The sequence below is a fragment of the Streptomyces sp. NBC_00523 genome, from assembly GCF_036346615.1.
Lineage (GTDB): Bacteria > Actinomycetota > Actinomycetes > Streptomycetales > Streptomycetaceae > Streptomyces.
The window spans coordinates 7112509-7139190 of sequence record NZ_CP107836.1; the positions used below are offsets into that span (position 1 = coordinate 7112509).

31 protein-coding genes and 2 pseudogenes are annotated in these 26682 nt (G+C 72.2%); 19 read left to right on the forward strand and 14 right to left on the reverse strand.

All coding sequences use genetic code 11. The features are described 5' to 3' along the window. Nucleotides 1-116 precede the first annotated feature (116 nt). Complete coding sequence (locus tag OHS17_RS32010; RefSeq protein ID WP_330315412.1) at nt 117-716, reverse strand: SUKH-4 family immunity protein; 600 nt, start codon at nt 714-716, stop codon at nt 117-119. Between the two features lie 114 nt (nt 717-830). Here OHS17_RS32010 and OHS17_RS32015 point away from each other — a divergent pair, with 114 nt between their 5' ends. Continuing rightward, nucleotides 831-1370 carry a GNAT family N-acetyltransferase gene (locus tag OHS17_RS32015; protein WP_330315014.1) on the forward strand — a complete coding sequence of 180 codons (540 nt, stop codon included), beginning with the start codon at nt 831-833 and terminating at the stop codon, nt 1368-1370. Between the two features lie 19 nt (nt 1371-1389). Here the strand turns inward: OHS17_RS32015 and OHS17_RS32020 are convergent, their stop codons facing one another. Together OHS17_RS32020 and OHS17_RS32025 are read right to left on the reverse strand one after the other, a co-directional pair. Continuing rightward, on the reverse strand, nt 1390-1800 hold the full coding sequence (locus tag OHS17_RS32020; RefSeq protein ID WP_164631033.1) for a RidA family protein: 411 nt from the start codon (nt 1798-1800) through the stop codon (nt 1390-1392). Between the two features lie 89 nt (nt 1801-1889). Next, nucleotides 1890-2573, reverse strand: coding sequence for a ThuA domain-containing protein (locus tag OHS17_RS32025; protein WP_330315015.1), 684 nt, complete (start codon nt 2571-2573; stop codon nt 1890-1892). Between the two features lie 149 nt (nt 2574-2722). Between OHS17_RS32025 and OHS17_RS32030 the strand changes: the two genes are divergently transcribed. From OHS17_RS32030 to OHS17_RS32050, 5 genes are all read left to right on the forward strand, one after another. After that, nucleotides 2723-2947: a hypothetical protein gene (locus tag OHS17_RS32030; RefSeq protein ID WP_018104927.1), complete on the forward strand. Its 225-nt coding sequence runs from the start codon at nt 2723-2725 to the stop codon at nt 2945-2947. A 71-nt stretch (nt 2948-3018) separates the two neighbouring features. Beyond that, the gene (locus OHS17_RS32035; RefSeq protein WP_330315016.1) at nt 3019-3714 is read left to right on the forward strand and encodes a response regulator transcription factor; all 696 of its coding nucleotides are present in this window, start codon (nt 3019-3021) and stop codon (nt 3712-3714) included. Nucleotides 3715-3724: 10 nt separating this feature from the next. Beyond that, entirely contained in the window at nt 3725-4786 is a 1062-nt protein-coding gene (locus tag OHS17_RS32040) for a sensor histidine kinase (RefSeq protein WP_330315017.1), read from the forward strand. An 81-nt stretch (nt 4787-4867) separates the two neighbouring features. Continuing rightward, nucleotides 4868-5554 carry a VanZ family protein gene (locus OHS17_RS32045; protein WP_330315018.1) on the forward strand — a complete coding sequence of 229 codons (687 nt, stop codon included), beginning with the start codon at nt 4868-4870 and terminating at the stop codon, nt 5552-5554. Further along, on the forward strand, nt 5551-6339 hold the full coding sequence (locus OHS17_RS32050) for a DUF3152 domain-containing protein (RefSeq protein ID WP_330315019.1): 789 nt from the start codon (nt 5551-5553) through the stop codon (nt 6337-6339). The genes OHS17_RS32045 and OHS17_RS32050 overlap by 4 nt, the downstream gene beginning before the upstream one ends. A gap of 12 nt (nt 6340-6351) precedes the next feature. Here OHS17_RS32050 and OHS17_RS32055 read toward each other — a convergent pair whose 3' ends face one another. Then, nucleotides 6352-6960 (reverse strand): TetR/AcrR family transcriptional regulator, encoded by a 609-nt coding sequence (locus tag OHS17_RS32055; RefSeq protein ID WP_239079704.1) that lies wholly within the window; start codon nt 6958-6960, stop codon nt 6352-6354. Between the two features lie 149 nt (nt 6961-7109). On the opposite strand from OHS17_RS32055, the gene OHS17_RS32060 reads away from it, so the two are divergent. After that, nucleotides 7110-7928, forward strand: a complete 819-nt coding sequence (locus tag OHS17_RS32060; RefSeq protein WP_330315020.1) for an alpha/beta fold hydrolase — start codon at nt 7110-7112, stop codon at nt 7926-7928. Nucleotides 7929-7972: 44 nt separating this feature from the next. Next, nucleotides 7973-8182: a DUF4287 domain-containing protein gene (locus tag OHS17_RS32065; RefSeq protein ID WP_330315021.1), complete on the forward strand. Its 210-nt coding sequence runs from the start codon at nt 7973-7975 to the stop codon at nt 8180-8182. A gap of 57 nt (nt 8183-8239) precedes the next feature. On the opposite strand, the gene OHS17_RS32070 is transcribed toward OHS17_RS32065, so the two are convergent. The 6 genes from OHS17_RS32070 to OHS17_RS32095 all read right to left on the reverse strand — a co-directional run bounded on the left by OHS17_RS32070 (nt 8240) and on the right by OHS17_RS32095 (nt 12270). Continuing rightward, entirely contained in the window at nt 8240-9490 is a 1251-nt protein-coding gene (locus tag OHS17_RS32070) for an MFS transporter (RefSeq protein WP_330315413.1), read from the reverse strand. A 17-nt stretch (nt 9491-9507) separates the two neighbouring features. Then, nucleotides 9508-10047: an ArsR/SmtB family transcription factor gene (locus tag OHS17_RS32075; RefSeq protein WP_330315022.1), complete on the reverse strand. Its 540-nt coding sequence runs from the start codon at nt 10045-10047 to the stop codon at nt 9508-9510. Nucleotides 10048-10157: 110 nt separating this feature from the next. Then, nucleotides 10158-10379, reverse strand: a complete 222-nt coding sequence (locus OHS17_RS32080) for a helix-turn-helix domain-containing protein (protein WP_161211452.1) — start codon at nt 10377-10379, stop codon at nt 10158-10160. After that, complete coding sequence (locus OHS17_RS32085) at nt 10379-10849, reverse strand: DUF2975 domain-containing protein (protein WP_330315023.1); 471 nt, start codon at nt 10847-10849, stop codon at nt 10379-10381. The genes OHS17_RS32080 and OHS17_RS32085 overlap by 1 nt, the downstream gene beginning before the upstream one ends. Before the next feature lie 100 nt (nt 10850-10949). Further along, nucleotides 10950-11783 carry an SDR family oxidoreductase gene (locus OHS17_RS32090; RefSeq protein ID WP_330315024.1) on the reverse strand — a complete coding sequence of 278 codons (834 nt, stop codon included), beginning with the start codon at nt 11781-11783 and terminating at the stop codon, nt 10950-10952. Nucleotides 11784-11877: 94 nt separating this feature from the next. After that, nucleotides 11878-12270: an STAS domain-containing protein gene (locus OHS17_RS32095; RefSeq protein WP_330315025.1), complete on the reverse strand. Its 393-nt coding sequence runs from the start codon at nt 12268-12270 to the stop codon at nt 11878-11880. Between the two features lie 94 nt (nt 12271-12364). Between OHS17_RS32095 and OHS17_RS32100 the strand changes: the two genes are divergently transcribed. The 3 genes and pseudogenes from OHS17_RS32100 (at nt 12365) to OHS17_RS32110 (ending at nt 15413) form a co-directional block, all read left to right on the forward strand. Then, nucleotides 12365-12697: a helix-turn-helix transcriptional regulator gene (locus OHS17_RS32100; protein WP_330315026.1), complete on the forward strand. Its 333-nt coding sequence runs from the start codon at nt 12365-12367 to the stop codon at nt 12695-12697. Nucleotides 12698-12867: 170 nt separating this feature from the next. Beyond that, nucleotides 12868-14387 (forward strand): annotated as a pseudogene (locus OHS17_RS32105) (PP2C family protein-serine/threonine phosphatase). Continuing rightward, nucleotides 14384-15413, forward strand: a pseudogene (locus tag OHS17_RS32110) (cobalamin B12-binding domain-containing protein). The pseudogenes OHS17_RS32105 and OHS17_RS32110 overlap by 4 nt, the downstream one beginning before the upstream one ends. Nucleotides 15414-15528: 115 nt before the next feature. On the opposite strand, the gene OHS17_RS32115 reads toward OHS17_RS32110, so the two are convergent. Together OHS17_RS32115 and OHS17_RS32120 are read right to left on the reverse strand one after the other, a co-directional pair. Next, the gene (locus OHS17_RS32115; RefSeq protein WP_330315027.1) at nt 15529-15939 is read right to left on the reverse strand and encodes an ATP-binding protein; all 411 of its coding nucleotides are present in this window, start codon (nt 15937-15939) and stop codon (nt 15529-15531) included. 67 nt (nt 15940-16006) lie between these two features. Continuing rightward, nucleotides 16007-16360 carry an STAS domain-containing protein gene (locus OHS17_RS32120; RefSeq protein WP_330315028.1) on the reverse strand — a complete coding sequence of 118 codons (354 nt, stop codon included), beginning with the start codon at nt 16358-16360 and terminating at the stop codon, nt 16007-16009. Nucleotides 16361-16590: 230 nt separating this feature from the next. Here OHS17_RS32120 and lanL point away from each other — a divergent pair, with 230 nt between their 5' ends. From lanL to tatA, 7 genes are all read left to right on the forward strand, one after another. Beyond that, a complete protein-coding gene (gene lanL, locus OHS17_RS32125; RefSeq protein ID WP_330315029.1) occupies nt 16591-19251 on the forward strand; it encodes a class IV lanthionine synthetase LanL in 2661 nt (886 codons plus the stop codon). Nucleotides 19252-19296: 45 nt separating this feature from the next. Further along, nucleotides 19297-19455 carry a VenA family class IV lanthipeptide gene (locus OHS17_RS32130; protein WP_018104907.1) on the forward strand — a complete coding sequence of 53 codons (159 nt, stop codon included), beginning with the start codon at nt 19297-19299 and terminating at the stop codon, nt 19453-19455. Between the two features lie 83 nt (nt 19456-19538). Then, entirely contained in the window at nt 19539-20573 is a 1035-nt protein-coding gene (locus OHS17_RS32135) for an ABC transporter ATP-binding protein (RefSeq protein ID WP_330315030.1), read from the forward strand. Continuing rightward, the gene (locus tag OHS17_RS32140) at nt 20570-21424 is read left to right on the forward strand and encodes an ABC transporter permease (RefSeq protein ID WP_330315031.1); all 855 of its coding nucleotides are present in this window, start codon (nt 20570-20572) and stop codon (nt 21422-21424) included. The genes OHS17_RS32135 and OHS17_RS32140 overlap by 4 nt, the downstream gene beginning before the upstream one ends. A gap of 191 nt (nt 21425-21615) precedes the next feature. Continuing rightward, entirely contained in the window at nt 21616-22611 is a 996-nt protein-coding gene (locus OHS17_RS32145) for a DUF3533 domain-containing protein (protein WP_330315414.1), read from the forward strand. A 165-nt stretch (nt 22612-22776) separates the two neighbouring features. Beyond that, a complete protein-coding gene (locus OHS17_RS32150) occupies nt 22777-23517 on the forward strand; it encodes a dienelactone hydrolase family protein (protein ID WP_330315032.1) in 741 nt (246 codons plus the stop codon). 118 nt (nt 23518-23635) lie between these two features. Beyond that, nucleotides 23636-23827 carry a Sec-independent protein translocase subunit TatA gene (gene tatA / locus OHS17_RS32155; RefSeq protein WP_330315033.1) on the forward strand — a complete coding sequence of 64 codons (192 nt, stop codon included), beginning with the start codon at nt 23636-23638 and terminating at the stop codon, nt 23825-23827. A gap of 67 nt (nt 23828-23894) precedes the next feature. On the opposite strand, the gene OHS17_RS32160 is transcribed toward tatA, so the two are convergent. Continuing rightward, entirely contained in the window at nt 23895-24554 is a 660-nt protein-coding gene (locus OHS17_RS32160) for a TetR/AcrR family transcriptional regulator (protein ID WP_330315034.1), read from the reverse strand. A gap of 153 nt (nt 24555-24707) precedes the next feature. Here OHS17_RS32160 and OHS17_RS32165 point away from each other — a divergent pair, with 153 nt between their 5' ends. Beyond that, nucleotides 24708-25826, forward strand: a complete 1119-nt coding sequence (locus OHS17_RS32165) for a serine hydrolase domain-containing protein (protein WP_330315035.1) — start codon at nt 24708-24710, stop codon at nt 25824-25826. Nucleotides 25827-25830: 4 nt separating this feature from the next. Here OHS17_RS32165 and OHS17_RS32170 read toward each other — a convergent pair whose 3' ends face one another. Beyond that, a complete protein-coding gene (locus tag OHS17_RS32170) occupies nt 25831-26670 on the reverse strand; it encodes a helix-turn-helix transcriptional regulator (RefSeq protein WP_330315036.1) in 840 nt (279 codons plus the stop codon). Nucleotides 26671-26682 lie beyond the last annotated feature (12 nt).

The following is a 26682-nucleotide window of genomic DNA, read 5'->3' on the forward strand; positions in this document are numbered from 1 at the left end:
AGAACCCCCAAGGATCACAGAAGCGAGAACGCCCTGATCCTGGCAGTGCATCACCGGTCAACGGCCGCCCCGAGATGGCGACTTGACGACGCGTCGCAGACCCGCCACGACGCGCCTCAGCCGTAGAGCGATGCGTTTCCCGGGCTGCCGGCCACGAAGCGCTGCCCCGCGGCGATCTCGTCGGCCACCACCGACCACACCGACTCCTCGTCCCCGAAGGGCAGCGGGTCCACCTCGCTCGTCGTCCGCCGGATGTGCTCCACCTCGCGCTCCAGCCGCTCGAAGCCGGCCTCCTCGTCGGCGTCTTCATCGCTGAAGGCGAACTCCTCCAGCAGCCGCTGCAAGCGCAGGGTCACGTGGACGAGGGAGGAGACATCCGAGTGCAGCGGCTGGGCGGTGCCCTCATCCGGGTCGAAGGCGTGCACGACCCCGGAGGCCGGATCGAGCGCGAGGTGCGCGTTGAGCAGCCACCCGATCACCGGCCACTCGCCCGCCTCCTCGCCGGCCTCGGCCACCTCCCGTAGGCGGGGGAGGAGGCCCGACTCCGGGTCGGGGCCCCGCAGCGAGAGCGTCCCGGTGGGCGCGCCCACGGTGTGCAGGAGGCGGGCGCCCTCGGTGCGGGCGGTTCCGGGCGGAAACGCGGCGGCGGGCAGGGTGGCGATCCGGTCCTCGCCGAAGCGGGCGACCAGTTCGGTACGGGTGACGGTGAACAGCACGGCGGGGCTCCGGAGTTGGCGGCAGTCGGGCGAAGGCAAGGGGAACAGCATCGTTCACGAGGGGAGTCGCAGCGCCGCGGGGTTCCCGACGAGCGTTGGAGTACGGTGCCGACCATGGTTGAACCGAGCTTCCTGCCCTGGCCGCCCGCGCCGATACACACCGCACGGCTCGTGCTGCGCGAGTCCGAGAGCCGGGACCGCCCGGCCTTCGTGGAGCTGTTCGCCTCACCGGAGGTGCACACCTACCTCGGCGGCGCCCGCCCGCGCGACGAGTGCGAGCGCGCCCTGCCCGAGACGCCGGGGAGGCGCCCCGGGCACTTCGTGATCGAGCTCGACGGGGCGATGATCGGCACCGTCGAGATCAAACGGCGCGATCTGGAACAGCCGGGCGCGGTCCGCCCGGACGCCGGACGGGCCGAACTGGGCTACCTGCTGCTGCCGGAGGCATGGGGCCAGGGGTACGCCGCCGAGGCGTGCGCGGCGGTCCTCGACCGGTTCGCCGAGGCGTGCCCCGGCGAACCCGTGGTGCTCTTCACCCAGACCGCCAACGCCCCCTCCATGCGTCTCGCCGAGAAGCTCGGCTTCACCGGGATCCACCGCTTCGAGGCGTGGGACGCCGAGCAGTGGATGGGCGTACGGCACCCGGCCGCGTAATCCGGTCGCACCACCGCTGTCAGGCGTCGAGCACGGCGGCGACCGCCTCGATCTCGACCAGCTGATCCGCGTAACCGAGCACGGTGACGCCCATCAGCGTGCTGGGCACGTCGTGGTCACCGAAGGTGTCCCGGACCACCTGCCAGGCCGCCACCAGGTCCTCCTGGCGGCTCGACGCCACGAGCACCCGGGTGCTGATGACGTCCTGGAGCGACGCGCCGGCGGCGCGGAGGGCGACCTCCATGTTCTCGACGGCCTTGAGCGCTTGGCCCGCGTAGTCCCCGACCGCCGCCGTCGAACCGTCGTCGTTCAGCGGGCACGCCCCGGCGAGGAAGATCAGCCGGGACTCGGCGGGCGCCGTGGCCGCGTACGCGTACTCGGCGACGTCGGAGAGGGCGGCCGAGCGGATCAGGGTGACGGCGCGGGGCATGGTGCGGGGTCCAATCGCGTAGGGAGCCGAACCCGGACATCCTGCCAACGCGGCCCGTCCCCGTCTCCTCCTTTTCCACGACCCGGCTTCTAGGACCGCTCACCCGCCGCCCAGCGCAGCCCGCCCAGCAGGTGGGCGCGGAACGCCGGGTCCGTGTAGGCGGCCTCCGCGTGTCCGAGGGCCGTGTAGAACGAGCGGCCCGCCCCGGACTCCCGGCACCAGACCAAGGGGTGGTCGGCCCCCATGCCCCCGCCCTCGTAACCGGTCTCGGCGATCGTCGCCAGGACCCGCACCCCGGGCAGGTGGCGCGGGTTGCTCCGGAAGTCGTACCACTCGTCGCTCCGGTTCCAGCGCGGCGGCAGATGGCGCGTCGCCGGGTGGTCCGGGTCCTCGATCAGCACGGTGCCGGGCTGGAAGGCGGGGTGCCCGGCGAAGCGCGCACCGAGCAGCTCCCCGTAGTACGGCCAGTCGTACTCGGTGCAGGCGGCGGAGTGGACCCCCACGAAACCGCAGCTGTCGGCGAGCCGGCGCCGGAGCGCGTCCCGCCCGTCCGGGGTGAGCACGTCCCCGCTGGTGGACAGGAAGACCACCGCACTGCGCCCCGCCAGGGACGCGTCGGTGAACACCGAGGGGTCCTCGGAGCACTCCACCCCGAACCCGTACTCCTCGCCGAGCTCGAGCAGGGCCGCCCGCCCGGCGGGGATCGAGTCATGGCGGTAGGCCGTGGTGCGGGTGAAGACGAGAACGTCCGACAGGCGGCCGGTACGGGGCATGCTGCGACTCCGGGGTCCGGGTGGTGCACGAGGGCGACGGTCACCCGCAGTCTGCCCCGGAGGGCGGGCACCCCACGCGTACGTACCGGTTGGGCAACCGTTCGAAGCCTCACGGCCTTCCGGCCCGGGCGCGTCCCTAGACTCGCGGCATGAACAACCTCACGTGCACCCACTGCGGAACCGTCGGCCTGGACGACGGCTTCATCGAGGACGCCGGCGAGCACTCGCGCGGGTACGCCCGCTGGATCGAGGGCGCGCTGGAACGCGGGGTCTTCGGCGGCGCCAAGCGCATGGGCCGCCCGCGCCGCCAGATCGAGGCGTTCCGCTGCCCCAAGTGCGGACATCTCGACCTGTTCGCCACCAACCCCGTGTAGGGCCCGCCCGTCCGGCGGACGCCCCCGTTTCGGATACGCCGACGATATGCGGCGGCTCGTAGCATGACCGCATGCGCGTGCTGATCGTCGAGGACGAACCGTATATGGCGGAAGCCATCCGCGATGGTCTGCGCCTGGAGGCCATCGCGGCCGACCTCGCGGGCGACGGCGACACCGCGCTCGAACTGCTGGGCATCAACAGCTACGACATCGCGGTCCTCGACCGGGACGTCCCCGGGCCCTCCGGCGACGAGATCGCCCAGCGGATCGTCGCCTCCGGAAGCGGCATGCCGATCCTGATGCTCACCGCCGCCGACCGTCTGGACGACAAGGCGTCCGGCTTCGGGCTCGGCGCCGACGACTACCTCACCAAGCCCTTCGCCATGCGGGAGCTGGTGCTCAGGCTCCGTGCGCTCGACCGCAGACGCGCGCACAGCCGGCCGCCCGTGCAGGAGGTGGCGGGCCTGCGCCTGGACCCCTTCCGCCGCGAGACCTACCGCGACGGCCGGTACGTCGCGCTGACCCGTAAACAGTTCGCGGTCCTCGAAGTGCTCGTCGCCGCCGAAGGCGGTGTCGTCAGCGCCGAGGAACTGCTGCAACGGGCCTGGGACGAGAACGCGGACCCGTTCACCAACGCCGTACGCATCACTGTCTCCGCCCTGCGCAAGCGGCTCGGCGAGCCGTGGATCATCGCCACCGTGCCGGGCGTCGGCTACCGCATCGACACCGCGCCGGGCCCGGGCGGCGAGGCGACCGGCCGTGGCTAGACAGCCCGGCATGAGCATCCGCCTCAAGCTCACCCTCAGCTACACCGGGTTCGTCCTGCTGGCGGGCATCCTGATGCTCGTCACCGGATGGCTGTTCCTGACGCGCGTACCGCACATCGGGCTGGTCTTCGTGCCCGACTACCAACTCGCCGTCGCACGCGACTTCGCCCCACTGGCCGCCGTAACACTGTCGTTCCTGCTGGTGTTCGGCCTCGCCGGAGGATGGTTCCTCTCCGGCCGCATGCTCGCCCCGCTCAACAGCATCACGCAGGCCACCCGCACCGCCGCCACCGGGTCGTTGTCCCACCGCATCCAACTGCCCGGACGCCAGGACGAGTTCCGCGAACTCGCCGACGCCTTCGACACGATGCTCGCCCAACTCGAAGCCCACGTGGGCGAACAACAGCGATTCGCCGCCAACGCCTCGCACGAACTGCGCACCCCGCTCGCCGTGACGAAAGCACTGCTCGACGTGGCCCGCGCCGACCCGGACCGCGCCACCGACCCGCTCATCGACCGCCTCCACACCGTCAACACCCGGGCCATCGACCTCACCGAGGCGCTGCTCCTGCTCAGCCGGGCGGACCGGCAGACCTTCACGCGCGAGGACGTCGACCTCTCCCTCGTAGCGGAGGAGGCGACCGAAACGCTGCTGCCTCTCGCCGAGAAACACGGGGTCACCCTGGAAACCGACGGCGACATCGCCCCCACGACCGGCTCGCCCGCCCTCCTGCTCCAGCTGACCAGCAACCTCGTGCACAACGGGATCGTCCACAACCGGCCCGAGGGCGGCAGCGTACGGGTCACCACCGAGGTCCGCCCGGACACCGTGGTGCTCACCGTCGAGAACACCGGCGAACCCGTGCCCCCGGACCTCGTCCCCCGCCTCACCGAACCGTTCCAGCGCGGCACCGAACGCGTGCACACCGACCACCCCGGGGCAGGGCTCGGACTGGCCATCGTCCGGTCCATCACCCACGCCCACCACGGCACGCTCACCCTCACCGCGCGCCCCGGCGGCGGACTCCGCGTCACGGTCGAGCTACCAGCCGCCGCCACACCGCGACCCTGACCGCACCTCGGCCGCACATATCGCCCGCGTATCGAAATGCGCATACGCCCTCGCAACCGCCCCGCGTGTGGAGTGGAGGGCATGGATCAGAACTCCGCACTGCCCGCCTCGCCCCGCCGCGTCCGAAGAGCCGTCCGCCTGGTCGTGCTCACCGCCCTCGGCGTCGTCGCGGCGGCCTTCGCCCCGTTCGTGCTGCGCATGTTCGTGGTGTCCGTGCCCATGGTCGTGAACGGTGGCTGGTACGCCTGGTTCCGGACGTTCAACGGAGTGATGCTGGACATGGTGGCCGCGCTGCCGCTGTCCGCGCTGATCGTGTGGTTCCTGACGCGCAGGCGCACGGCGGCGGGCGTCGATCCGGCCCGGGCGCGGCGCACCTCGCTGGCCGAGGTCGGCATGGTGCACGGAACGGTGCCGTGGGTGTGGCTCATCCTGATGCCGGGTGCGAACGCCGGTGAGGTCCCCGGCCGCGTCAGTCTGGTCCCGCTGGTGGACCTGGTCACGATGGGAACGCTCGGGCTGATCGGCAATCTGCTGGTGTTCGCCGCACTCGGCTTCTTCGCCCCGATGCGGTACGCCGCGCTGGCGTCGCTGCCGCGTGTGCTGGCGCTCGGGGCGGGCCTGTCGGTCCTGCTGGAAACCCTTCAGTATGTGCTCCGGCTCGACAGGGTCTCCTCGGTGGACGACGTCCTGGTCAACGCGACCGGCGCCGCCCTGGCCGCCCTCGCGTCCACCCGTTGGTGGCTGCCGCGCGAGGGGGCCGCGAAGTGACCGGCCGCTCGCATGCGGGACGCACCCACCGGGCCGCCACCCGTCGGCGCCCCCGGGCAGCCGTCACCGTGGCGCTGCTGGCCCTCGCCGCGGCCTGCCTCATCGCGGGCCAAGGACTCCGCGGCACGTCCGGCCCTGCCGCGACGCCCGCCACCGTCGCAGGGAAGCCGGAACCCCACCGCGCGGACCGCACCCCCGAGGCGACCGCCGACGACTCCACCTCCGTACCGGAGTCCGGGCCCGGCACCTTCACCGTCGCGACCGCCCACGCACAACGCACCGGCACGGGCCGGCCGTACCGGGTGGAGGTCGAGGACGGCATCGGCGTCGACCCGGACGAGGCCGCCGAGCAGACCGCCGCGATTCTCGCCGACGCACGGGGCTGGGGGCACGGGGCCGGTGTCACGTTCCGGCAGGTCGCCGACGACAGCGCCACGCTGGTCATCCGCATCGCCACCCCGGACACGGCCGACGCCATCTGCGCCACCGGCGGCCTGGACACCGAGGGCGAACTCAACTGCCGGGTGGGGCGGACGGTGGCCGTCAACCTCAAGCGCTGGCAGCTGGGTTCACCCGAGTTCGCCGGGTCGCCCGAGGAGTACCGGGCGCTGATCATCAACCACGAGGTCGGCCACTGGCTGGGCTACGACCACCGTGAGTGCCCCGGGACCGGGCGGCCCGCCCCCGTGATGATGCAGCAGATCAAGGGCCTGCACGGCTGCGTCTCCAACGCCTGGCCGTACGCGGCGGACGGCACCTTCATCGACGGTCCCAAGGTGCCCTGAGCCGCCGGGAGTTCACGCATAGGCGGCCAGGAAGGCGCGGATGCCGCCGTCCGCGTAGCGGTCCAGATCGGCGTCGGTGTGCTGGGCGCTGCCGTGGAACATGGCCTGGTTCACCGGGATCCACAGCAGCAGCCCGGAGAAGTGGTGGGCGGCCAGAAGCGGATCGGGGGTCTTGAGGAGCCCCTGGTCGGTGAGGCGGCGGAAGGTCTCCGCCAGCGTGGCGAGGACCCGCTCGAACCCCTGCTCGTACCAGGCCGCGCCGAGCTCCGGAAAGGTGTCGGCGTTGGCGATGATCAGGCGCCGCAACTGGATCACCTGGGGCCGGGTGAGCCCTGTGAGGAACTGCCGGGCGAGCCGGGTCAGGTTCTCCCCGAGGGTGTCCGCGTCGGCGGGGATGTCGGCGACCAGGTTGACCAGGGCGTCGATGCGGTCCGTGGTGGCGAGCACGATTTCGGCGAACAGCTTCTCCTTGTCCGCGAAGTGCTTGTAGACGGTCTGCTTGGAGACCGCGGCCAGCTTCGCGATGTCGTCCATGCTCGTGCCCGCGTATCCCTTGTTCAGGAACACCTCGGTCCCGGCGTCCAGGATCGCCTGGTGCTTCTGCGCTGACCGACTGTCCATCATCGGCTCCCTCTCCATGTCCGCGTCTGCGTATCCGAAGAGTACTGGACTGACCAGTACTCGTGTGGGTACTGTACCGTCCAGTTCCAGATCGCGGCTCGCTGCGGTCCGGAAACCATGTCAACCATGCATCTATGGGGGTATTTCGCATGAGCGGGACTGTGGACAAGGTCGTTTCCGCCGACGGCACGGCCATCGCGTTCGAGAAGCAGGGCAACGGCCCGGCCGTGGTGCTCGTCGGCGGCGCCCTGATGACCCGGGGCGCCTCCGCCGAACTCGCCGCGCTCCTGGCCGGTGCGTTCACGGTGATCACGTACGACCGCCGGGGCCGGGGCGACAGCGGGGACGGCCCCGCGTACGAGGTGCGGCGCGAGATCGAGGACATCGACGCGCTCATCGAGGGCCCGGGCGGTGGCTCCGCGATGCTCTTCGGGATGTCCTCGGGTGCCGTGCTCGCCCTGGAGGCGACGGCCCGGGGGAGTGCCGTACCGCGTCTCGCGCTCTACGAGCCGCCGTTCATCACGGACGGCAGCCGGCCGCCGCTGCCCGCCGATTACGTGGCGCACCTGACGGAGCTGATCGGCCGCGAGGAGCACGGGGAGGCCGTCGCGTACTTCATGAAGGCGGCGGTCGGGGTGCCCGGCGAGATGATCGAGGGCATGCGGCAGGCCCCGTTCTGGGCGGACATGGCGGCCGTCGCCCCCACCCTTCCGTACGACGGACGGGTGATGGGCGACACCATGTCGGGCCGCCCGCTGCCGGTCGAGCGCTGGGCTTCGGTGACCGTGCCGGTGCTCGTCGGCAGCGGGGACGTGGGCGATCCGCACATGCTGACCGGTGCCCGTGAACTCGCGGGGACGGGCGACAACTTCACCCTCCGGGTCTTCCCGGGGGAGGAGCACAACATCCCGGCGCAGGCCCTGGCCCCGGTCCTCGCCGCCTTCTTCGGCGGCGAGGAGGTGAAGTAGTCAGCACAACCGGCCATCACACCCGCACCAGAAGGAGCCACCGCATGACCGCACCGGCCAAGGGACCTGCCAGCTACTTCCCCTCCATCGAGAAGAAGTACGGCCGCCCCGTCGAGGAGTGGAAGGACCTGATCCGCGCGTCCGACCTGACCAAGCACATGGAACTCGTCGCCTGGCTCAAGACCGCACACGGTCTGGGCCACGGCCACGCCAACGCCCTGGTCGCCCACACGCTGGCGGAACGGGGCAAGTGAACGCGGTTCGCCCGCTCCGGGGTCAACGGAGCGGGCGGACCGCGGCGGGGGAGGCGTTCACACCGGGTTCGGCGCGCCGTCCCGGACGGTCTCCTCGGCCGGGGCGGCCGCACGCAGCGCCGCTTCGACGCGGCGGTTGTTCGTCATGGACGCGGTGACCGCCGTCATCGTCAGGAGCAGCGCGGCCGCGGTGTAGAGCGGGGTGCGGATGTCGTACGCGGTCGCCAGCCAGCCGCCGACGAAGGCCCCGACGGGCGCGGCGCACATCGCGAGCATCCGGGAGGTGGACGCGACCCGGCCCATGAGGTGGCCCGGCACGATCGCCTGCCGGAGCGAGGGCCCGAGCACCATCGTGGCGCCCATGGCCGCCCCGCACACGGCCAGCGCCAGCCCGGCCACGTACGCGTTCGAGGCGGAGGCCAGGCCCAGGATCGCCAGGCCCTCGACAGCGGCCGTGCAGGTCAGAGCCGTGCCGGTGCCGAGGCGTCGGCCCAGTCGCGAGGCGATGGCCGCACCGAGCAGACCGCCGGTCGCCTCCGCGGTGAGCAGCAGACCGAAGCCGTACGTGCCGATGCCGAGGCGGTCGTGGGCGAAGAGGGCGAGGACCGTCTCCACGGCGAGGAAGGCGATGTTCCCGACCGCCGGGCGCAGCGCCAGCCCGAGCAGCAACTGGTTGCGGAAGACGTAGGACGCACCGGCCCTGGCCTGCTTGAGCAGCGACTCGCGGGCCTCCGGCACGGGCCGGGGCATGGCGGGCAGCGTCCGCACGAGGAGTGCCGAGAGGCCGAAGGAAACGGCGTCGGCGACGAGCGGAACCGCCCGCCCGAGCGCCAGCAGCGCGCTGCCCGCGGGCGGCCCGGCGAACCCGGACATCGCCGTCTGCGCCCCGCGCAGGCGGGAGTTGGCGAGCTCCAGCTGCGCGGGGTCGCGGCTGAGCAGGTCCGGCAGGTAGGCCGTGGCGGCGGTGTCGAAGAAGAGCCCGCCGAGGCCGAGCAGGAACGCGACGGCGGCCAGCAGTGGAATGCTCAGCAGGTCGAGCCCGGCCGCCACCGCCGGTATCGCGAGCAGCACCGCACGCACCGTGTCCGCCACCCACATCGTGCGCCGACGGTCCCAGCGGTCCACCAGCGCACCGCCGAGAACCCCGAAGAGCAGCCACGGCAGCGTCCCCGAGGCCGTGACGACGGCGAGGGCCATCGGGTCCCGCGTCAACGTCAACGCGATGAGCGGCAGCGCGGCATGGGTGACCCCGTCACCGAGCGAGGAAACCGTCTGGGCGGTCCACAGCCGTCCGAATCCGGTCGGCAACTTCGTTGTTCCGGACTTCACTTGGTGTCCCCCTCGGACTGCTGAACCGGTGCGGGCTGGAACAGTGCGAACACGAGCGAGGTGTCCGGCAGCGACGGATCGGAGAGCTCCCGGTACTCGTCCGCCAGTGCGTGCAACCGCGCCCCCAGCTCTGCGAACTGCTCGTCGGTGAGCCGCAGGTGCGCCATCCGTACATGCCGCTCGCCGCCCGCCGGTGACGCCTCCAGGTCCGCCACCGCGTGCCGCATCAGCACATCCGGCCCCCCGTCCCCGGGGTCGGGCAGCTCGATCGATCGCGCGGCCATCGCGTAATAGCGCTCCATGACGCCCCGCACCTTGCGTGTCCGCACCACCTTCACGAGGCCGGCCCGTTCCAGGAGCCGCACGTGGTAGCTGGAACTCCCCTTCGCGAGGCCGACCCGCTCGGCGATCTGTGTGATCGTCGCGGGCTCGAAGCGGAGCACCGCCATGATCCGGTGGCGCGTCAGATTGGAGACCGCGCGCAGCTGCTCGTCGGTGGTGACATGAAACGTCTCGGGGACGTCGTCGGTTGGCATGCCCCCAATGGTCAACGTTTCTTGACCATAGGGCAAGGGGTTTCCGCGAAGTGGCGCCAAAAAGGCCCGGGGCGGCGAAATTCGCACGCTCCGGGGCCTGTTGAAGGTGGCTACTCGCCCGCCGCGTCCTCCGGCTCCCAGCGCAGCAGGTCGCCCGGCTGACATGCGAGCACCTCGCAGAGGGCGGCGAGCGTCGTGAAGCGCACCGCCTTGGCGCGGCCGTTCTTGAGCACCGCCAGATTGGCGGGCGTGATCCCCACGCGCTCCGCCAGCTCGCCCACGGACATCTTCCGCCTCGCCAGCATCACGTCGATGTCGACGGTGATCGCCATCAGATCACCTCGCTCAACTCGGCCCGCATCCGCGCGGCCTGGGCGAGCAGCGCCCGCAGGACGAGCACGATGAGCGCGACCCCCAGAATGCCCACGCCCACCCCGGCCATGATGACGGTGACCCCCGGGTCGTCCCGCTGACCCGGCGCGTTCACGCCCGTGACCACGAACCACACGAGGGCGGCCGAGGTGATCGCGCCGATGACGCCGTCCACATAACGGAAGGCGGCGGGCGAGAACACCGTGCCGCGTCGCGCCATCGCCACGAGTCGCCAGACGCAGACGGCGACGACCTGGACCGACACCATCCCCAGGATCGTGAGCACCCGCAACGGCGTCAACGGCATCGACCCGTCCTCCGGATCGTTCCCGCTGATCAGTGCCCACGCCATGCCCGCCTGTACGAACAGGGTGCCGGCGCACACCACCACGAGCATGGTGCGCAGCGCGCCCACGGGCAGTCGTCCCATGATTCACCTTCCATCGATCAACGATGGAAAGCTATCGAAAAACGATAGGAGTGGCAAAGTGTGGGTGCGCCCTTGCTCAAAGGTGCGGATGTGTGCCTGCTCAGCGGAAGGCGTCGGCGTGGTCCGCGGCCCACTGCCGGAACGGCCTGGCCGGTCTGCCGGTGAGGTGCCGGACGGTGTCGCGTACGGCGAGGAGTTCGTCGTTGACGTCCCCGCCCGTGACGTCGAGGACCGCGTCCGCCGCCTCGGCCCCGAAGGCCTCGGCCATCCACGCCCGAGCCTCCTGGCGGCCGATCCCGGCGAAGGGCACCTCGCGCTCGATGGCGGTTCCGATCGCCGCCACCTGCTGCCGGGCCGACACCGGCTCCGGGCCGGTCAGGGCGTAGGTGCGGCCCCGGTGGCCGGGCTCGGTGAGCGCCACCCGCGCCACCGACGCGATGTCCCCGGGATGGATCGTGGGCAGACCGGTGTCCGCGAACGGTGCGCGGACACCGTAGCCGGAGCGGATGGACGCCGCCCACATCAGGGCGTTCGACGCGAACTGGGTCGGTCGCAGCACCGTCCAGTCCATGCCGCTGTCCTTGAGCAGCCGCTCGACCGCCTGATTCTCAGCGGCGGGGCCCAGGTGCGGGTGGGTCAGGACGGTGATGGACGACACCAGTACCACATGCTCGACGCCCGCCCGCCGCGCCGCCGCGATGATCTCCGCGTCCGGCCCCACGCGGGAGGGCAGGAACAGTGACCGTGCCCCGACCAGCGCGGGCTCCAGGGACTCCGGCACCGCGAGGTCGGCCTCGACGGCCTCCACCCCGGCGGGGAACGCCGCCCGCGGGACGTCACGGGTCAGTGCTCTCAGAGGGCCCGCCCCCTGGGCGTACAACTCCCTCAGCAGGGCGCTTCCGATGTTTCCGGTGGCTCCGGTCACGAGGATCATGGCGTGTGCTCCCGTCGTCAGGCGATGGACTCGGGAACACGCTAGAAACTCAAGCGCGCTTCAGGTCAAGGATGCGCCGCGCGCCCCCTGCCGGTCAGCAGGCGGCGGCTTCCTCGACCGTGGCCCGTACGTACAGGACCGCGTCGAGGCCCGTGATCCGCAGCAGGCGCTGAAGGGTGGGCCGGGGCCCGGCCACGCGCAGGGCGGCCGTCCGATGGGTGAGGATCAGCAGGTTCAGGAGCGACGAATCCGCGAAAGTGATCCCCGACGCGTCCAGTACCACCTTCGGCTGCGTCCAGGCCGCTGTGGTCAGCGCCTCTTCGAGCCGCGCGATCGACTGCGCGTCGCAGGAGCCATGAGCCGCGACGACCCGTACGCCGTGCTGCGTGTACTGCGTCACCACGGCCTGCGGCGGGCCCGCCGAGGATGCAGTGCTTGTGCCGACGCCGCTGATGCGCGCTGCCGGGACGGCTTCGCCGTACGACACCCCGAGCCTCCTGTGACTCTCACCATGTCAATGAATACACGAAAAGTATGTCATGTAGTTGAGGTCGGGCAAGGGCCCGCGCTTAGATGGAGGCATGTCTGGAGTACCCGAATCCCATGCCGGATGGACGTTCATCACCAACCACGCGCGCGTACTGGCGACCATCGCCGAGGACTCGACCGTCCGGATCCGTGACATCGCCGCACGCTGCCGGCTCACGGAGCGTGCGGTCCAGCGGATCATCGCCGACCTCGAACACGACGGATACCTCTCCCATACGCGAGAAGGCCGCGCGAACACGTACCGCATCGAACCGGACAAGGTGCTGCGCCACCCCGCGGAGGCCGGTCTGTCCGTGGCCTCGCTGCTCACCCTCCTCGTGCAGGACGAGACGGACCGTGGCAGAGAACCGGTGAAGACGCCGTGAATGTCACGTATCGGGGGCGTGTTCGGACGGTAGAGGTGTGACGCTGCGTCACCTTCGGGAGGAGCGGGTCGATTGCCATCGGGGGCGGCCCTGCGTGATAGTTGCCGCAAGGCAATGCTTGTCCGTCCAGTCGGAAGGTGGTGCGACTCGCCGCAGGCGGGTCCCCCCTCATGGCTCCCCAGGGAACTCCCGTTACGAGAACCCACGAACGCCCGGCATCCGGCGCCTGGTCCACGGCCCCGTACCCGGTGATCGAAAGCGGTGCGAACGGCGTGCTGACCGGGCTGAACCCCGCGGCCTCCCGGCTCCTCCCGGACGCGCGTCCGGGGGCCATGATGGCCGAGGCGGTCCCGGCCTGGCTCGCCCAGGCCGACCAGGAGCTGCGTGAACCGACGGCGAGCACGTCCGCCGACCCCCGCACGGCGACGGCCCCGCCCGCGTCGGGGCGGATCGGCGTCCGCAGCTACGAGGCACGCGCCGGCCACGGCTCCAACGGTGACGTGCTGTGGTGGCTGGTGGACGACACCGACCGCCGGCTCGCCGAATAGGCGCCGGCCACCGAACGCGAACGGACCGCGTTTCTCGCGGAGGCGTCCAATGTCTAGTTGTGGCCGATCCGTCCGAGGTGCCGGGCCTGGACGAAGCGCTCCAGGGCTTCCCGCCCGTGCCCTCGCGCTGGATCGACCCCGTGTCGCTTCCCGCGTGGGTGATCCCCGAGGGGTACACCGGCACGATCACCTCGGTCGTCGTCGCGCCCCTGCCCGGCCAGGGGGTCCCGGCGGGCGCCCTGGTCCTGCTGCGGAGCGGCGGCCAGTTCACCGAGGACGAGCAGACCGTCGCCCGGCTGTTCGCCGCGCGCGCCGGAGCCGCCCCGTCGGCCGCCCATCTGTACGCCGAGCAGAGCGCCATCACCCGCACCCTGATGCAGGACCTGCTGCCGCCCCGGCTGCACCGCGTCCACGGCGTCGAGTTCGCCGGCGGCTACCGGCCCGCCACCGCCCGGGAACGCGTCGGGGGAGACTTCTACGACGTCCACCCGGCCGGCGCGGACGAGGACAGCTCCTCGCTGGTGGTCCTGGGCGACGTGTGCGGCAAGGGGCTGGACGCGGCCGTGCTCACCGGCAAGATCCGCAATACCCTGCAGGCGCTCATCCCCATGGCGGACGACCACCAGAGAGTGCTGCGGCTCCTCAACGACGCACTCCTCAACTCCCACCACACCCGCTTCGCGACCATGGTCCCGGCCTCGGTCCGGCGCACGGACCACCTGGTGCGGCTGCGGCTGACGGCCGCCGGCCACCCCGTACCGCTGGTGGTGCGGGCGGACGGCCGGGTCGAGGAGATCCGGACCCAGGGCACCCTGGTCGGGGCGCTGCCCGACATCGAGTCCCTCACCGCGGAAACCGTTCTGCGGCCCGGCGAGACGTGCCTGCTCTACACCGACGGATTCACCGAGGCCCGGGGCGGCCCGCTCGGCGACGAGATGTTCGGCGAGACCCGGCTGAAGCGGGCGCTGTCGGAATGCGCGGACATGCCCGGCGATGCCGTGGTCGAGCGCATCCAGATGCTCGCCGCCGAGTGGGTGCGGGGCGGCGGCCACGACGACATGGCCGTCGTCGCGATCACCGCACCCCGGACCTCCCATCTCAGCGCGGTGGACGGGCATACTCGGGGCAGGTACACCGCGTGACAGCCTGCCTGCCCGAACTGCGCGACCGCCTCCTCACCGCCGCCGGGCGCCCTCGACCACGGGGTGCCCGCCGAGACGGTGCTGCTGGACCTCATCGCGCCCGTACAGGCGAAGGTCGGCACCGAGTGGGCGGCCAACCGCCTCACCGTGGCCCAGGAACACGCCACCAGCGCCATCGTGGAGCGCGTGATCACCGCGCTCGCCCACCACCCGGCCGCCCGCACCCCGCCCCGGCACGGCAAGGTCACCGTCGCCTGCGTGGAGCAGGAGTGGCACTCCCTGCCCGCCCGCCTGCTGGCCGAGGTCCTCACCCTGCGGGGCTGGGAGGTCGACTTTCTGGGAGCCCAGGTACCCACCCCCCATCTCGTCGCCCACCTCCACCACACCGGCGCGGACGTCGTCGCCCTCTCGTCGTCCCTCCCCACCCGGCTGCCCGCCGCCCACGCGGCGATCACCGTCTGCCAGTCCGTCGGAATGCCCGTCCTCGCCGGAGGGGCGGCCTTCGGGCCCGACGGCCGCTTCGCGCGCATGCTCGGCGCGAACGCCTGGGCCCCCGACGCGCGTACCGCCGCCGACCTGCTGGCGGCGGGCCTCGCCCCGCCCGCCCCGGCCGACCTGCGCCAGCAGATCGACGACCTGCCGCACCTGGTCGACCAGGAGTACACCCTCGTCGCGCGTTCGCAGGGACGACTGGTCAAGCAGGTGCTGACGCGATTGAACGACCTGTTCCCGGCCATGGCCGCGTACACCGATGTCCAGCGCGAGCGCACGGCCGAGGACATCGCGCACATCGTGGAGTTCCTGACCGTGGCCGTCTACACCGACGACGACGAACTGTTCACCACCCTCATCACGTGGACCGCGGGCATCCTCACCGCCCGCGACGTCCCCGCCCACTCCCTGCGGCCCGTCCTGGAGATCCTGACGGCCGCGCTCAAGGACTTCCCCCGGGCCGTCCGGCCGCTGGAGCGGGCGAGATCCGCCCTGGCCGACGCCACCGCAGCACACCCCGGAGCACCCGCATGAGCGTCCCGTCCCTCAGCCTCACCGTCGAAACGGGAGTCGCAGAGACGGATCCAGGCGCAGTTCGGCCGGCGCGGGGTCGGCGTCGACGCATTCCGCGGCGCGTGCGCCGAAGGCGTCACTGGTGTGGCAGCGCGGGCAGCGCCATCACCACCGTGATCCGCTTGCCGTCCGGGTGGACGCCGACGGAGACCCGGCTGGCGAGCAGCCGCACCAGCGGCCAGCCGTAGCCACCGATCCTGGGCGCCTCCGCCCGCACCCGCGGCCCCGTCTCGGGCAGTTCCGCCGGGCTCTCGCTGCTGGCGTCTCCCACCGTGATGCGCAACCCCTCACCCGTGACCTCGGTCTCGAAGGCGGTCAACCGGCCGCCGTGCCGGAACGCGTTCGTCACCAGCTCCGACGTCACCAGCAGCGTGTCGTCCACCACATGGGCCGGCCACGCGTCGAGCGCGGCCCCGAAACGCGCCGCCAGCAGATCGGTCACGATGCCCCGGGCCGCCGCCGCGTTCTGCGGAACGGCCGAAAGCACCCCTTCCGCTTCCCCGCCCACTTCTACCGCCACCGGCGCACGCCCCCGCCCCGGCGGACCGACGCCCTCAGCACTGGAGCGCGGATTCGACGTCGTCCGCGAACCGGAACGCACCGGCGGTGCCCGTGACCTCGAAGAGCCTGCGCACACCGGAGTGGAGCGGCCCCGCCAGGACGAGCTGCACGCCCGCCTTCACGTGTTCCCGCTGACCGCCCAGCAGGGAGTGGAGCGCCGCGGAGTCGGCGAACGTCACCCCGGACAGGTCGACCACCGTACGCACGCAACCGTCCGCCACGGCGCCGGTCAGCGCCGCCGACAGGTCACCGCTGCCCGACCACCCGTCCAGGCTGCCCCGGACCCGGATCAGCACCACGTCGTCGGCCGTCTTCTCGGAACCGACTCCCCGCTCATCTTCCGCCATGAGCCGTATCCTCCTACGCCGCACCTCAGGACCGGTGCCCGGGGTCGGACGGGGGTCCCGCAAGGCGCTCGGAGCGTGCGCCTCCCCGTGCGCCAGGCGGCGCCGGACCCGGTCAGCAGCGACCCCCCACGCTCGCTGGAGCAGGTGATTCCGGCTCGGGCGCGTTCCTCGCTCACGTGACGTGGGCAATTTCCGACCAGCGGTCCTCACCGTTGGGAGGGACACCCCACATGACGAGCCACGCGACCGAAGCCGCACTCGAAAGCCTTCTGAACCGAGCACTTCAGGCCACCCGCACCGGCGACTGCTGGACGGTCCGGACCGACGAGGCATGGTGCCGCGTCGCCCCCCGTTCGGCGACCCGGCGCGACCAGGGCTGGAAGCTCCACCTCTCGGCAACGGCCGCCTCCGCACCGACCGTCCTCGTCCGAGCCCTGGACGTCCTGCTGCCGGACACCTCGGCGTTCAAGTTCGCCCGGTCCCTCGACCAGGTGAGCACCCTCAACTCCCGCGCCACGCCCCGGGGCAGCTCCGGAAAGTTCCTCACCGTCTACCCGCGCTCGGACGCCGACGCGGTCCGCCTCGCCGGCGCACTGCACGCGGCGACGACCGGACTCGCCGGCCCCCGCATCCTCTCCGACCAGCCCTACGCCCCGTACAGCGTGGTGCACTACCGCTACGGCGCCTTCACCGGGCGGCAACGCCTGTCCGACCAGGGCCTGTTGATCTGGTACATCGAGGACCCCGACGGCAACCCCGTGGAGGACGAGCGCAGCGGCCACTACACACCGCCCCCGTGGGCCGACTGCCCGTTCCCCGCCACCGTGCCCCTTCCGCCCCCGGCGGCGGAGGCGGCCAACGGCCCGGTCCTGCTCGGAGGCCGCTTCGCGGTACGGGAGGCGATCCGGCACACCAACAAGGGCGGTGTCTACCGGGGCACCGACGTCTCCACCGGTGCGCCTGTCGTCATCAAGGAGACCCGGCCCCATGTGGAGGCCGACGCCTCCGGGCGCGACGTCCGCGACTGGCTGCGCGCCGAGGCCCGGATGCTGGACCGGCTGAAGGACACCGGGCTCGCCCCGGACGCCCTCGCCCTCTTCGAGCACGGCCAGCACCTGTTCCTGGCTCAGAGTGAAGTCCCGGGCGTCAGCCTGCGCACCTGGGTCGCCGAGCGCTTCCGCGACCTCGGGGGCGAGGAGTACCGCCGCGAGGCGCGGGCCCTGGTCGCGCGGCTCGTGGACCTCGTCACGGCGGCCCACGCCCATGGCTGCGTGCTCCGCGACTTCACCCCCGGCAACGTCATGGTCCGCCCCGACGGCGAACTGCGCCTCATCGACCTGGAACTCGCCGCCGACGAGACGGGCTCCTGCCTTCCGACCCGGGTGGGCACCCCCGGCTTCAGCGCGCCCGAGCGCCTGAGGGACGCGCCGGTGTCCGTGACCGCCGACTACTACAGTCTCGGGGCCACCGTGTGCTTCGTCCTGACCGGCAAGGTGCCGAACCTGCTGCCCGAGGAGCCCGCCACCAGGACCGGCGAGGACCGGCTCGCCGCCTGGCTCCGCGCCTGCGGACCCGCCGGGCCCCCGGACGCCATGGCGGAGATGATCGCCGGGCTGATGCGGGACGAGCCCGCCGCCCGCTGGGACACCCGCCGGGCGCGCGAAGCCCTCCGCGCACCGGACCCCGCCCGCCCCACGCGTACCGCACCGGCACGAGCGGCACGGGACGAGGACCTGGACCATGCCGTCGCCGGACTCGTCGACCACCTGCTCGACACCGTCACCCCCGAGGACGACCGGCGCCTGTGGCCCGTGTCCACCGCGGCCGGCGAGACCAACCCGTGCACCGTGCAACAGGGGGCGGCCGGACCCCTGGCCGTCCTGACCCGGTACTTCGAACTGACCGGGGACCCCCGGCTGCCCGAAGTCCTCGCGGCGGCCGGCCACTGGATCGCGGACCGCACCCACCTCCGGACCATCCGCCCCGGCCTGCACTTCGGGGACCTCGGCACCGCCTGGGCGCTGTACGACGCCGGCCGGGCCCTCTCCGACCAGGCGCTCATCGACCAGGCGCTCGCCCTCGCGCTGACCCCGCAGGAGCCCTCACTCCACCACGACATCACCCACGGCACCGCCGGCAGCGGCATGGCCGCCCTCCACCTCTGGCAGCGCACCGGTGACCCGCGGTTCGCGGCGCTCGCCGAGGACGCCGCCGACCGGCTGGCGTCCGCCGCCCGGCGCGGCCCGTCGGCGGTGAGCTGGCCGGTCCCCGCCGACGCGGCCTCCGGCGAGGCGGGCAAGCAGTACCTGGGCTTCGCCCACGGCTCCGCCGGCATCGGCTGCTTCCTCCTGCTCAGCGCGGCCGCCTCCGGACGCCAGGACCACCTGCGGCTCGCGGTGGAGACCGGCGAACACCTCCTGCGCAGCGCCGTACGGATCGGTGAGGCCGTCCAGTGGCCCGCCCAGGCCGGCGACGAACCCACCGCCCCGTACTGGTGCCACGGCTCGGCCGGCATCGGCACCTACCTCGTACGGCTCCGGCAGGTCACCGGCGACGAACGGTTCGGCGACCTCGCTCGCCGCAGCGCCCCGGCCGTCACCGAACGCGCCTCCCGGGCCCCGCTGTCCCAGTGCCACGGCCTCGCGGGCAACGGCGACTTCCTGCTCGACCTGAGCGCCGCCACGGGGGAGTCCGCCCACCACGCCATGGCCGACGCGATGGGCCGCCTCGCCGTCACCGAAGGTGCCCGCCGCCACCGGCACCTGGTCTTCCCCAACGAGTACGGCGACGTCTCGACCAGCTGGAGCGACGGATCGGCCGGAATCCTGGCCTTCCTCCTCCGGCTTCGCCACCCGAGCTCCCGGCACTGGCTCGCCCAGTTGCCGGGCTGAGCGGCAGAGAACCTGCCGCCGAACCACAAGAAGAAGGAGAGAACCATGGAAAACCAGACCCAGGACCTCGAACTCCTCGCCCACCTCCACGCCCTCCCCGAGACCGACCCCGTCGGCGCCGAAGCGGGCTTCTCCGCCACCTGTGAGTGCGTCGGCCTGCTGACGGTCCTCAACACGGTCTGCATCGGCATCAGCTGCGCCTAGGACCGGCCCACGTCCGGCCGGCGGCTGTCCCGGGACAGCCGCCGGCCGGACCCCACCGGCGAACCAGAGGTGAGGACCGGACCATGCGCCTTCACACCGGCGGCGAGGAAATCGCCCCCGAGCACACCCCCGCCGCCCTCGGCCCGCCCGAGTACGCCATCAGCACCCGCGGCCTCGTCAAGAGCTACCCCGGGCCCAAGGGCACCACCACGCACGCCGTGAGCGGCCTGGACCTGGACGTCCACCGCGGCGAGACCTTCGCCTTCCTCGGGCCCAACGGCGCCGGGAAGTCCACCACCATCGCCATGCTCTGCGCCCTGGCCCGCCCCACCGCCGGCCACGCCACGGTGGCGGGCGCCGACGTGCGCACCCAGCCCCACCAGGTGCGGCAGCGCGTCGGCATGCTGTTCCAGCAGAGCGCCCTCGACCCGGACCTGACACCCGAACAGAACCTCCGCATCCACGCCCGCCTCTACGGCCTGCGCCGCGCCCACGTCCGCCGGCGCACCGCCGAAGTGCTGGAGGTGGCCGGACTCACCGACCGGCGCTCCTCACCCGTACGCACCCTGTCGGGAGGCATGCGCCGCCGCCTGGAGATCGCCCGCCAGCTCCTGCACGCACCGGGCATCCTGTTCCTGGACGAGCCCACCACCGGCCTCGACCCCCATGCCCGCGCGCAGATCTGGGACCACCTCTACGCCCTGCGCGAGCGGAACGGCAGCACGCTCTTCATCACGACCCACCAGCTGGACGAGGCGGCCAACTGCGACCGCGTCGCCATCATCGACCGCGGCCGACTGGTCGCCCAGGGCGCGCCCGGGGCGCTCAAGGCCGCCATCGGCGACGACCGCGTCGTGCTGCGCACCAGCCAGGACGAGCGCGCCCATCCCGTGGTGCACCGCCTGGTTCCGCGCGGACACTCCGTGACCAGGGACGCCGACGGGATCTGCCTGCGGGTGCCCGACGGCAGCTCCTGGATTCCCCGCCTCTGCGCGACCCTGGAGAGCCACGGCATCTCCGTCCGCGCCGCGTCCGCCACCCCGCCCACCCTGGACGACGTGTTCTTCCACCACACGGGCCGCAGCATCCACAGCGCCCAGCCCGGCGGCGGCCGATGACCGCACTCCCGCTCCACCCGGCCGGCACCGGGGGCAGCACACCGCCCGCCCGGCTGCGGCACGAACTCCGCGCGGTCCACGGCCTGATCCACCGGGACCTCCTCCGCCTGGCAGGCCAGCGCGCCCACACCGCGCTGATGCTGCTCCACCCGGTGCTGTACCTCCTGATCCTGGGCGGCGGACTCGCCAGGCTCATTCCGCATTCCACGCTGGGGGTCGGCTATCAGACCTACCTGTTCCCCGGCATGCTGATGATGACGGTGCAGACCCCGGCCATCCTGGTCGGCATCCGCCTGATCACCGACCGCCAGAGCGGCTATCTGCGCGAGCTCCTCATGGCCCCGGTCAGCCGGACCACCCTGCTCCTGGGCAGCTGCGCGGGCGGCACCCTGGTCGCCACGATCCAGGGCGCCGTACTGCTGAGCCTGGCCGGAGTCGTCGGCCTGCCCTACGACCCGCTCCTCCTGGCGCTGCTCCTCACCGGCATGGCCCTGATCTCCTTCACGATCACCGCCCTCGCCCTGACCCTGGCCGTGAGCCTGAGCAGACCCGAGACGTTCCACACGCTGCTCGGCGTGCTGATGATGCCCCTGCTGTTCCTCTCCGGCGGCTTCTTCCCCCTCCAGGCGCTCCCGGGCTGGACCCACGCGCTGGCCGCCGCGAACCCGCTCGCCTACGGGGTCGACATGCTGCGCGGCAGCATCGCCCTGCGCGCCCCGGGCGCGGCGGCCGCCGACGGCATCACCTGGGCCGGCCACCCCCTCCCGCTCCCCGTGGAGGCGGCCCTGCTTCTGATCAGCGGCGCGGGTGCCCTGCTCTGGGCCGCCCGCCGGTTCGCACGGCAGGAGTGACCGGACCGCAAGGCCGCCGTGCTGGGCCGAACGGGTGGGTACGGCACCGGCCATGCGTGTTCTCTCCGTGACACGCGGGCCCGGCGTGAGGATGTCGGCGGAATGGGTGCACCGGTCAATCAGGCTGAGAGCGGGGACGTCACGTGGCGGAGACAACGGGCTCGACGACGCAGGTCGGGGCGTGGGCGGAGATGCGGGACGCGATCACCACCAGAGCCGTCCTCGTCATGGTGGGCGTGCTGCTGCTCCAACTGGGCTTCGCCCTCTCGTACATGGGGGCCTTCCACGCTCCGAAGCCGCACCGCGTCCCGATCACCCTGGTCGCCCCGCGCGCCGTGGAGGCCGACCTGGTCGCCCGGCTCAACTCGCTGCCCGGCGACCCGGTGCACGTCACCGCCGTGCAGGACCGCGCGCAGGCCAGGGCCAGGCTGATGGAGCGGAAGACCGACGCCGCGCTGATCGTGGCGGTGACAGGGCGCACCGACACGCTGCTCGTCGCCTCGGCGGGCGGCCCCTCGGCGTCCGACGCCGCCGCGAAGGTCGTGGCGACCGTGGAACGTACGCAGAACCGGGCGCTGACCGTACGCGACATCCACCCGCCCGCCGCGGGGGACAGCCGAGGACTCTCGTCGTTCTACCTGGTGCTCAGCTGGACGATCGGCGGCTACCTCGCCGCCTCGGCGCTGAACATGGCGGCAGGATCCAAGCGCCCCACGCTCCGGCGCTCCATCGTTCGGCTCGCGGCGATGGTGCCGTACGCCTTTATCTCCGGAATCGGCGGCGCCCTCATCGTCGGCCCCGTGCTGCACTGTCTGCCGGGCGCCTTCTGGGAACTTGTCGGCATCGGCACCCTGGTCGTCTTCGCCTCCGGTGCCGTGGGCGTGGCGCTTCAGTCGCTGCTCGGTACGATCGGGCTCGGCCTGACCATCCTCATCTTCACGATCCTCGGCAACCCGAGCTCCGGCGGCGTCTACCCGGCTTCCCTGCTGCCGCCCTTCTGGGCCGCGATCGGCCAGGCCCTGCCACCCGGAGCCGGCACAACCGTCGTCCGGAACACGGTCTACTTCGACGGCAACAACACCACCGGGGCCCTGTGGATCCTCGGTGCCTGGGCGTTCGCCGGGATCGCCGTGGCCCTGGTGGCAGCCGCCGTGCGCGGCCGGCGGGCCCGTACGGAAACCCGTTAGGCGACCGCTGCGGCCCCTGCTACATTCTTCCCGGCCGTGCGAAAGAACGAGGAGGTGGTACCCGTGAACGCAGTATCGACATGGGTGCTCCCCTCCGGGGTCACGGTCGGGCGATAGGCAGGTCGTCCGGGAGCGCCGTTCTGTGCACTCCCGAAAGGCACGATCATGCATTTCACTTCCGAGCAGCGCCTGGACGACGGCGTACTCGAACGCTCCTTCACCCTCGATGACGTCCCGGGCATCCTCTGGACGCCCGAGTCCGCGTCGGCCTCCGCACCGGTGCCGCTGATCCTCCTCGGTCACCCCACGCTCGGCCTCGAGCGGATTTACCCGCGTCTGGCCGACAGGGCCCGGCAATCCGCGGCGGACGGCTTCGCCACGGCCGCCATCGAACTCCCCGGCTGCGGTGACCGGCCCCGGCTGCCGGCCCTCGACGGGGCCCGCGCCGACATGCGGCGGACCCTGCAGGCGGGCGAGCCGGTCACCGACGAGATCATCGACGCGGTCGTCCTCCCGCTGGTCGACCAGGCGGTCCCGGAGTTGCGGGCCGCCATGGACGCGATCCTCGCGCTCCCCGAGGTCACCGGTCCGGTCGGCTACTCGGGCGGTGTGATCTCCATCGGCGTCCGGCTCGCGGCGGTCGACCCGCGCATCGAGGCCGCCGGCCTCTTCGCCGGCAGCTTCATCCCGCGCACCACGTACGACGAGGCCCGCCGGCTCACCATCCCGGTGCACGTCCTGTTGCAGTGGGACGACGAGGGCAACGACCGGCAGGCGGCGCTCGACCTGTTCGACGCGTTCGGCTCGAAGGAGAAGTCGCTGCAGGCCAACATGGGCGGCCACACCGGCGTCCCGGCATACGCGGGGGCCGCGGCGGCCCACTTCTTCACCCGGCACCTGAAGTAGCGACGCGGGGGCATGACCCGTCCCACCTGCCCGAAGGGTTCACAGCTCCGGCGCCTAAGGTGTCTGCTGTACGGGTGTGCCCCCGCACGCGTGGACGACAATGAAGGAAAGAGGTGACGTGATGCTCCGCAACGGCTTGGAACCGTGGCACCTGCTCGTCGTGGCACTGGTGGTCATCATGGTGTTCGGCTCGAAGAAGCTCCCCGACATGGCGCGCTCCCTGGGCAAGTCCGCCCGCATTCTCAAGAGCGAGGCCAAGGCGATGAAGGCCGAGGCGAACGCCGATCCCGCCGCGCCGGGGCACTCGTAACCCCTGCGCCGACGAGGGGCCGGAGCGACGGACGACGAGCCGCCGCCCCGGCCCTTTCGCGTGCCCGCTAGCCGGCGCGCACGACGGCCTCGATGTGGCCGAGGTGGGCCGCGAGGATGTCCTCGAAAGCCGCCTGGTGGTCCGTCTGGAGGGGGCGGAGGTCACGGGCGAAGTGCGCCAGGGCGGGGAAGCGCCCGGGGTCGGCGCCCAGGACCGCCACCCGGAACAGCTCCTGGCCCTGCTCGCGCTCCTCCGGCGTGAGGGTGTCGGCACCGGCCTCCGACGCGATCAGCGAGGCGATGAGGACCACGATCCGGTGGTAGCGCACCGGGATCTCCTCGTCGGCCAGCCCCGAGGCGCGCAGTGCCTGAAGCACCTCCTCCACGACGAGCCGTGAACCCGCGCCGCTCGACACGTAACGCGCCCAGACCGCGGCGAGCTGCGGCTGCAGGCGGAAGGCCTCCCGGACGCGCAGGGCCAGGGTCATGAGGCGCTGCTTCCAGTCGCCCTCGGGGCGGTAGCCCTCCATGGCGGTCAGCAGGACCCGGTCCGCGACCGCGCGCAGCAGCTCCGTCTTGCTGCGGAAGTGCCGGTAGAGGCTCGACGAGTCGGTCCCGAGGACCGCCGCCAGTTTCCGCACGCTGAACGACTCCGTCGCGCTCGTACGCAGCAGTTCAGCCGCCGCGTCCAGGATCTCTTCGCTCGTCCAACGCCTTCGGCCTGCCATGTCGCTCCTCTCGCCTACCTTCAGCCTAGCTCATGCACTTGGTGTTGCACGCGGTGCGTGCATAATGGGGTGCATGAGCTGCCGGGCGGCCCGGCAGGAGGTGGGCCGGCGTGTGCGACCGCCGGTCCCGGGGGTTACGAAGGGACGCACGACGTGAAGAACCCACTGGATTCCACGGCACTGGACGAGGCCATCGAGAACGTGCACCGCGCGGGTATGCCGGGGCTGTTCGCCGAGGTCCGGCACGGCGACCGGGTCTGGCGCGGCGCCGCCGGGGTCGCCGACACCGCCACCGGCCGGCCCGTCGACGCCGGTATGCGCCACCGCATCGGCAGCGTCACCAAGACGTTCACCGCCGCTGCGGTCCTGCGGCAGGCCGAGCGCGGCCGGATCGAACTCGACGCACCGGTCGGCCGGTATCTGCCGGCCCTGGTACCGGGGGAGCGGGGTGAGGCCATCACCGTACGGATGCTGCTCGACCACACCAGCGGCCTCGCCGAGTACCTTCCGTACGCCTATCCCTCGCTGAAGGCGTTCCCCATCATCGCCGAGACCGGACCCGAGAGCCTGGACGACCACCGGTACACGCGGTGGGAACGGACGGACCTGATCACCATGGGCGTCGACGCGCCGGCGGCCTGCGCTCCGGGTGGTGCGCCGGGCCTGTACTCCAACACCAACTACCTGCTGCTCGCCGAACTCCTGGCACAGGTGAGCGGCACCACGGCGGAGGAGTGCATCACCCGCGAGGTCATCGAGCCCGCCGGGCTCGCGGACACCGCGTTCCCCGCCGGACCGGAGATCGCCGGACCGCACTCACGGCTCTACGAGGCGTGGCTCGGCAAGATCGACCCGCCGCGCGACTACAGCGTCTACGACATGTCGTTCACGGGCCCCTCGGCCTCCCTGATATCGACCGTTGCCGACCTGAACCTCTTCTACGCCCAGCTCCTGGCCGGAAAGATCGTCACCCGGTCCTCGCTGGACCAGATGCGGCGCACCAACCCGGTCATCTCCCAGGAGGGCCGGATCATCGAGTACGGCCTCGGACTGCACCCGACGCAGACGCCGGGCCAGGACACCTTCTGGGGCCACGGCGGCACGGTCTGGGGCGGCGGCACCCTGGCCATGACCCGCGCCGACGGCGAACGGCAGCTGGCCGTGGCGGTGAACCTCCAGCGGTGGAACACCCTGGACGCCTCCGGCAGGCCGCAGCCCCACCCCATCGACGCGGCGCTGGAAGCCCTCTACCGGGTCGCGATGTACGGCTGACGGGTCATTCGCACAGGTGGCGCGGACCGCGTACGCGCAACTCGTCCAGCACCGTGGCCTTTCCGGGCGGCGGCGTGAAGATGCGCAGGCGCTGGTCCGCCGCGGGGGTGGCCAGCACCTCGCAGTCCAGATCGATGCTGCCCAGGTCGGGATGGACGAGCCGGTACGGATGCGACCGCCGTACGGCGACCTCGTGCCGGTCCCACAGCGCGCCGAAATCCGGGCTCGCCGCCCGGCACCGCGCCACCAGCGACCGGGAGGCCGCGTCGTCCCCGCGCCGGGCCGTCGCGGCCCGCAGGTCGGCCACCAACTGCCGCGCCTGCTCCTCGTGTTCCCCGGCCGCGAAGTGGCCGCGCACCACCGGATCGGTGAACCAGCGCAGGACGATGTTGCGGTCCTCCTCCGCGACCGAGCAGACGCAGCCGAACAACGCGAGCGCCAGGTCGTTCTGCGCCAGCAGGTCGCCCAGGTCGCTGACCACTTGGACGGGCACCCCGTCCAGCCGGTCCAGCAGATACCGCAGGCCCGGGCGCAGGTAGCCGCCGGCCCGCGCGCCCTCCGGCGGGCGGTGCCCGGCGAGCACGTACAGATGGTCCCGCTCGTCCTCGGTCAGCCGCAGCGCGCCCGCCAGAGCGGCCAGCACCTGGACCGAGGGCTGCGGGCCACGGGCCTGTTCTAGCCGCATGTAGTAGTCGGCGGACATCCCCGCGAGGACGGCGACCTCCTCGCGGCGCAGCCCCGGCGTCCGCCGTCTCGGCCCCTCGGTCAGTCCGACGTCGCGCGGCGTCAGCCGCCCCCTGGACCGGCGCAGGAAATCGGCGAGCTCTGGACGCTTCGGTGTCATGTCGGGCTCAGG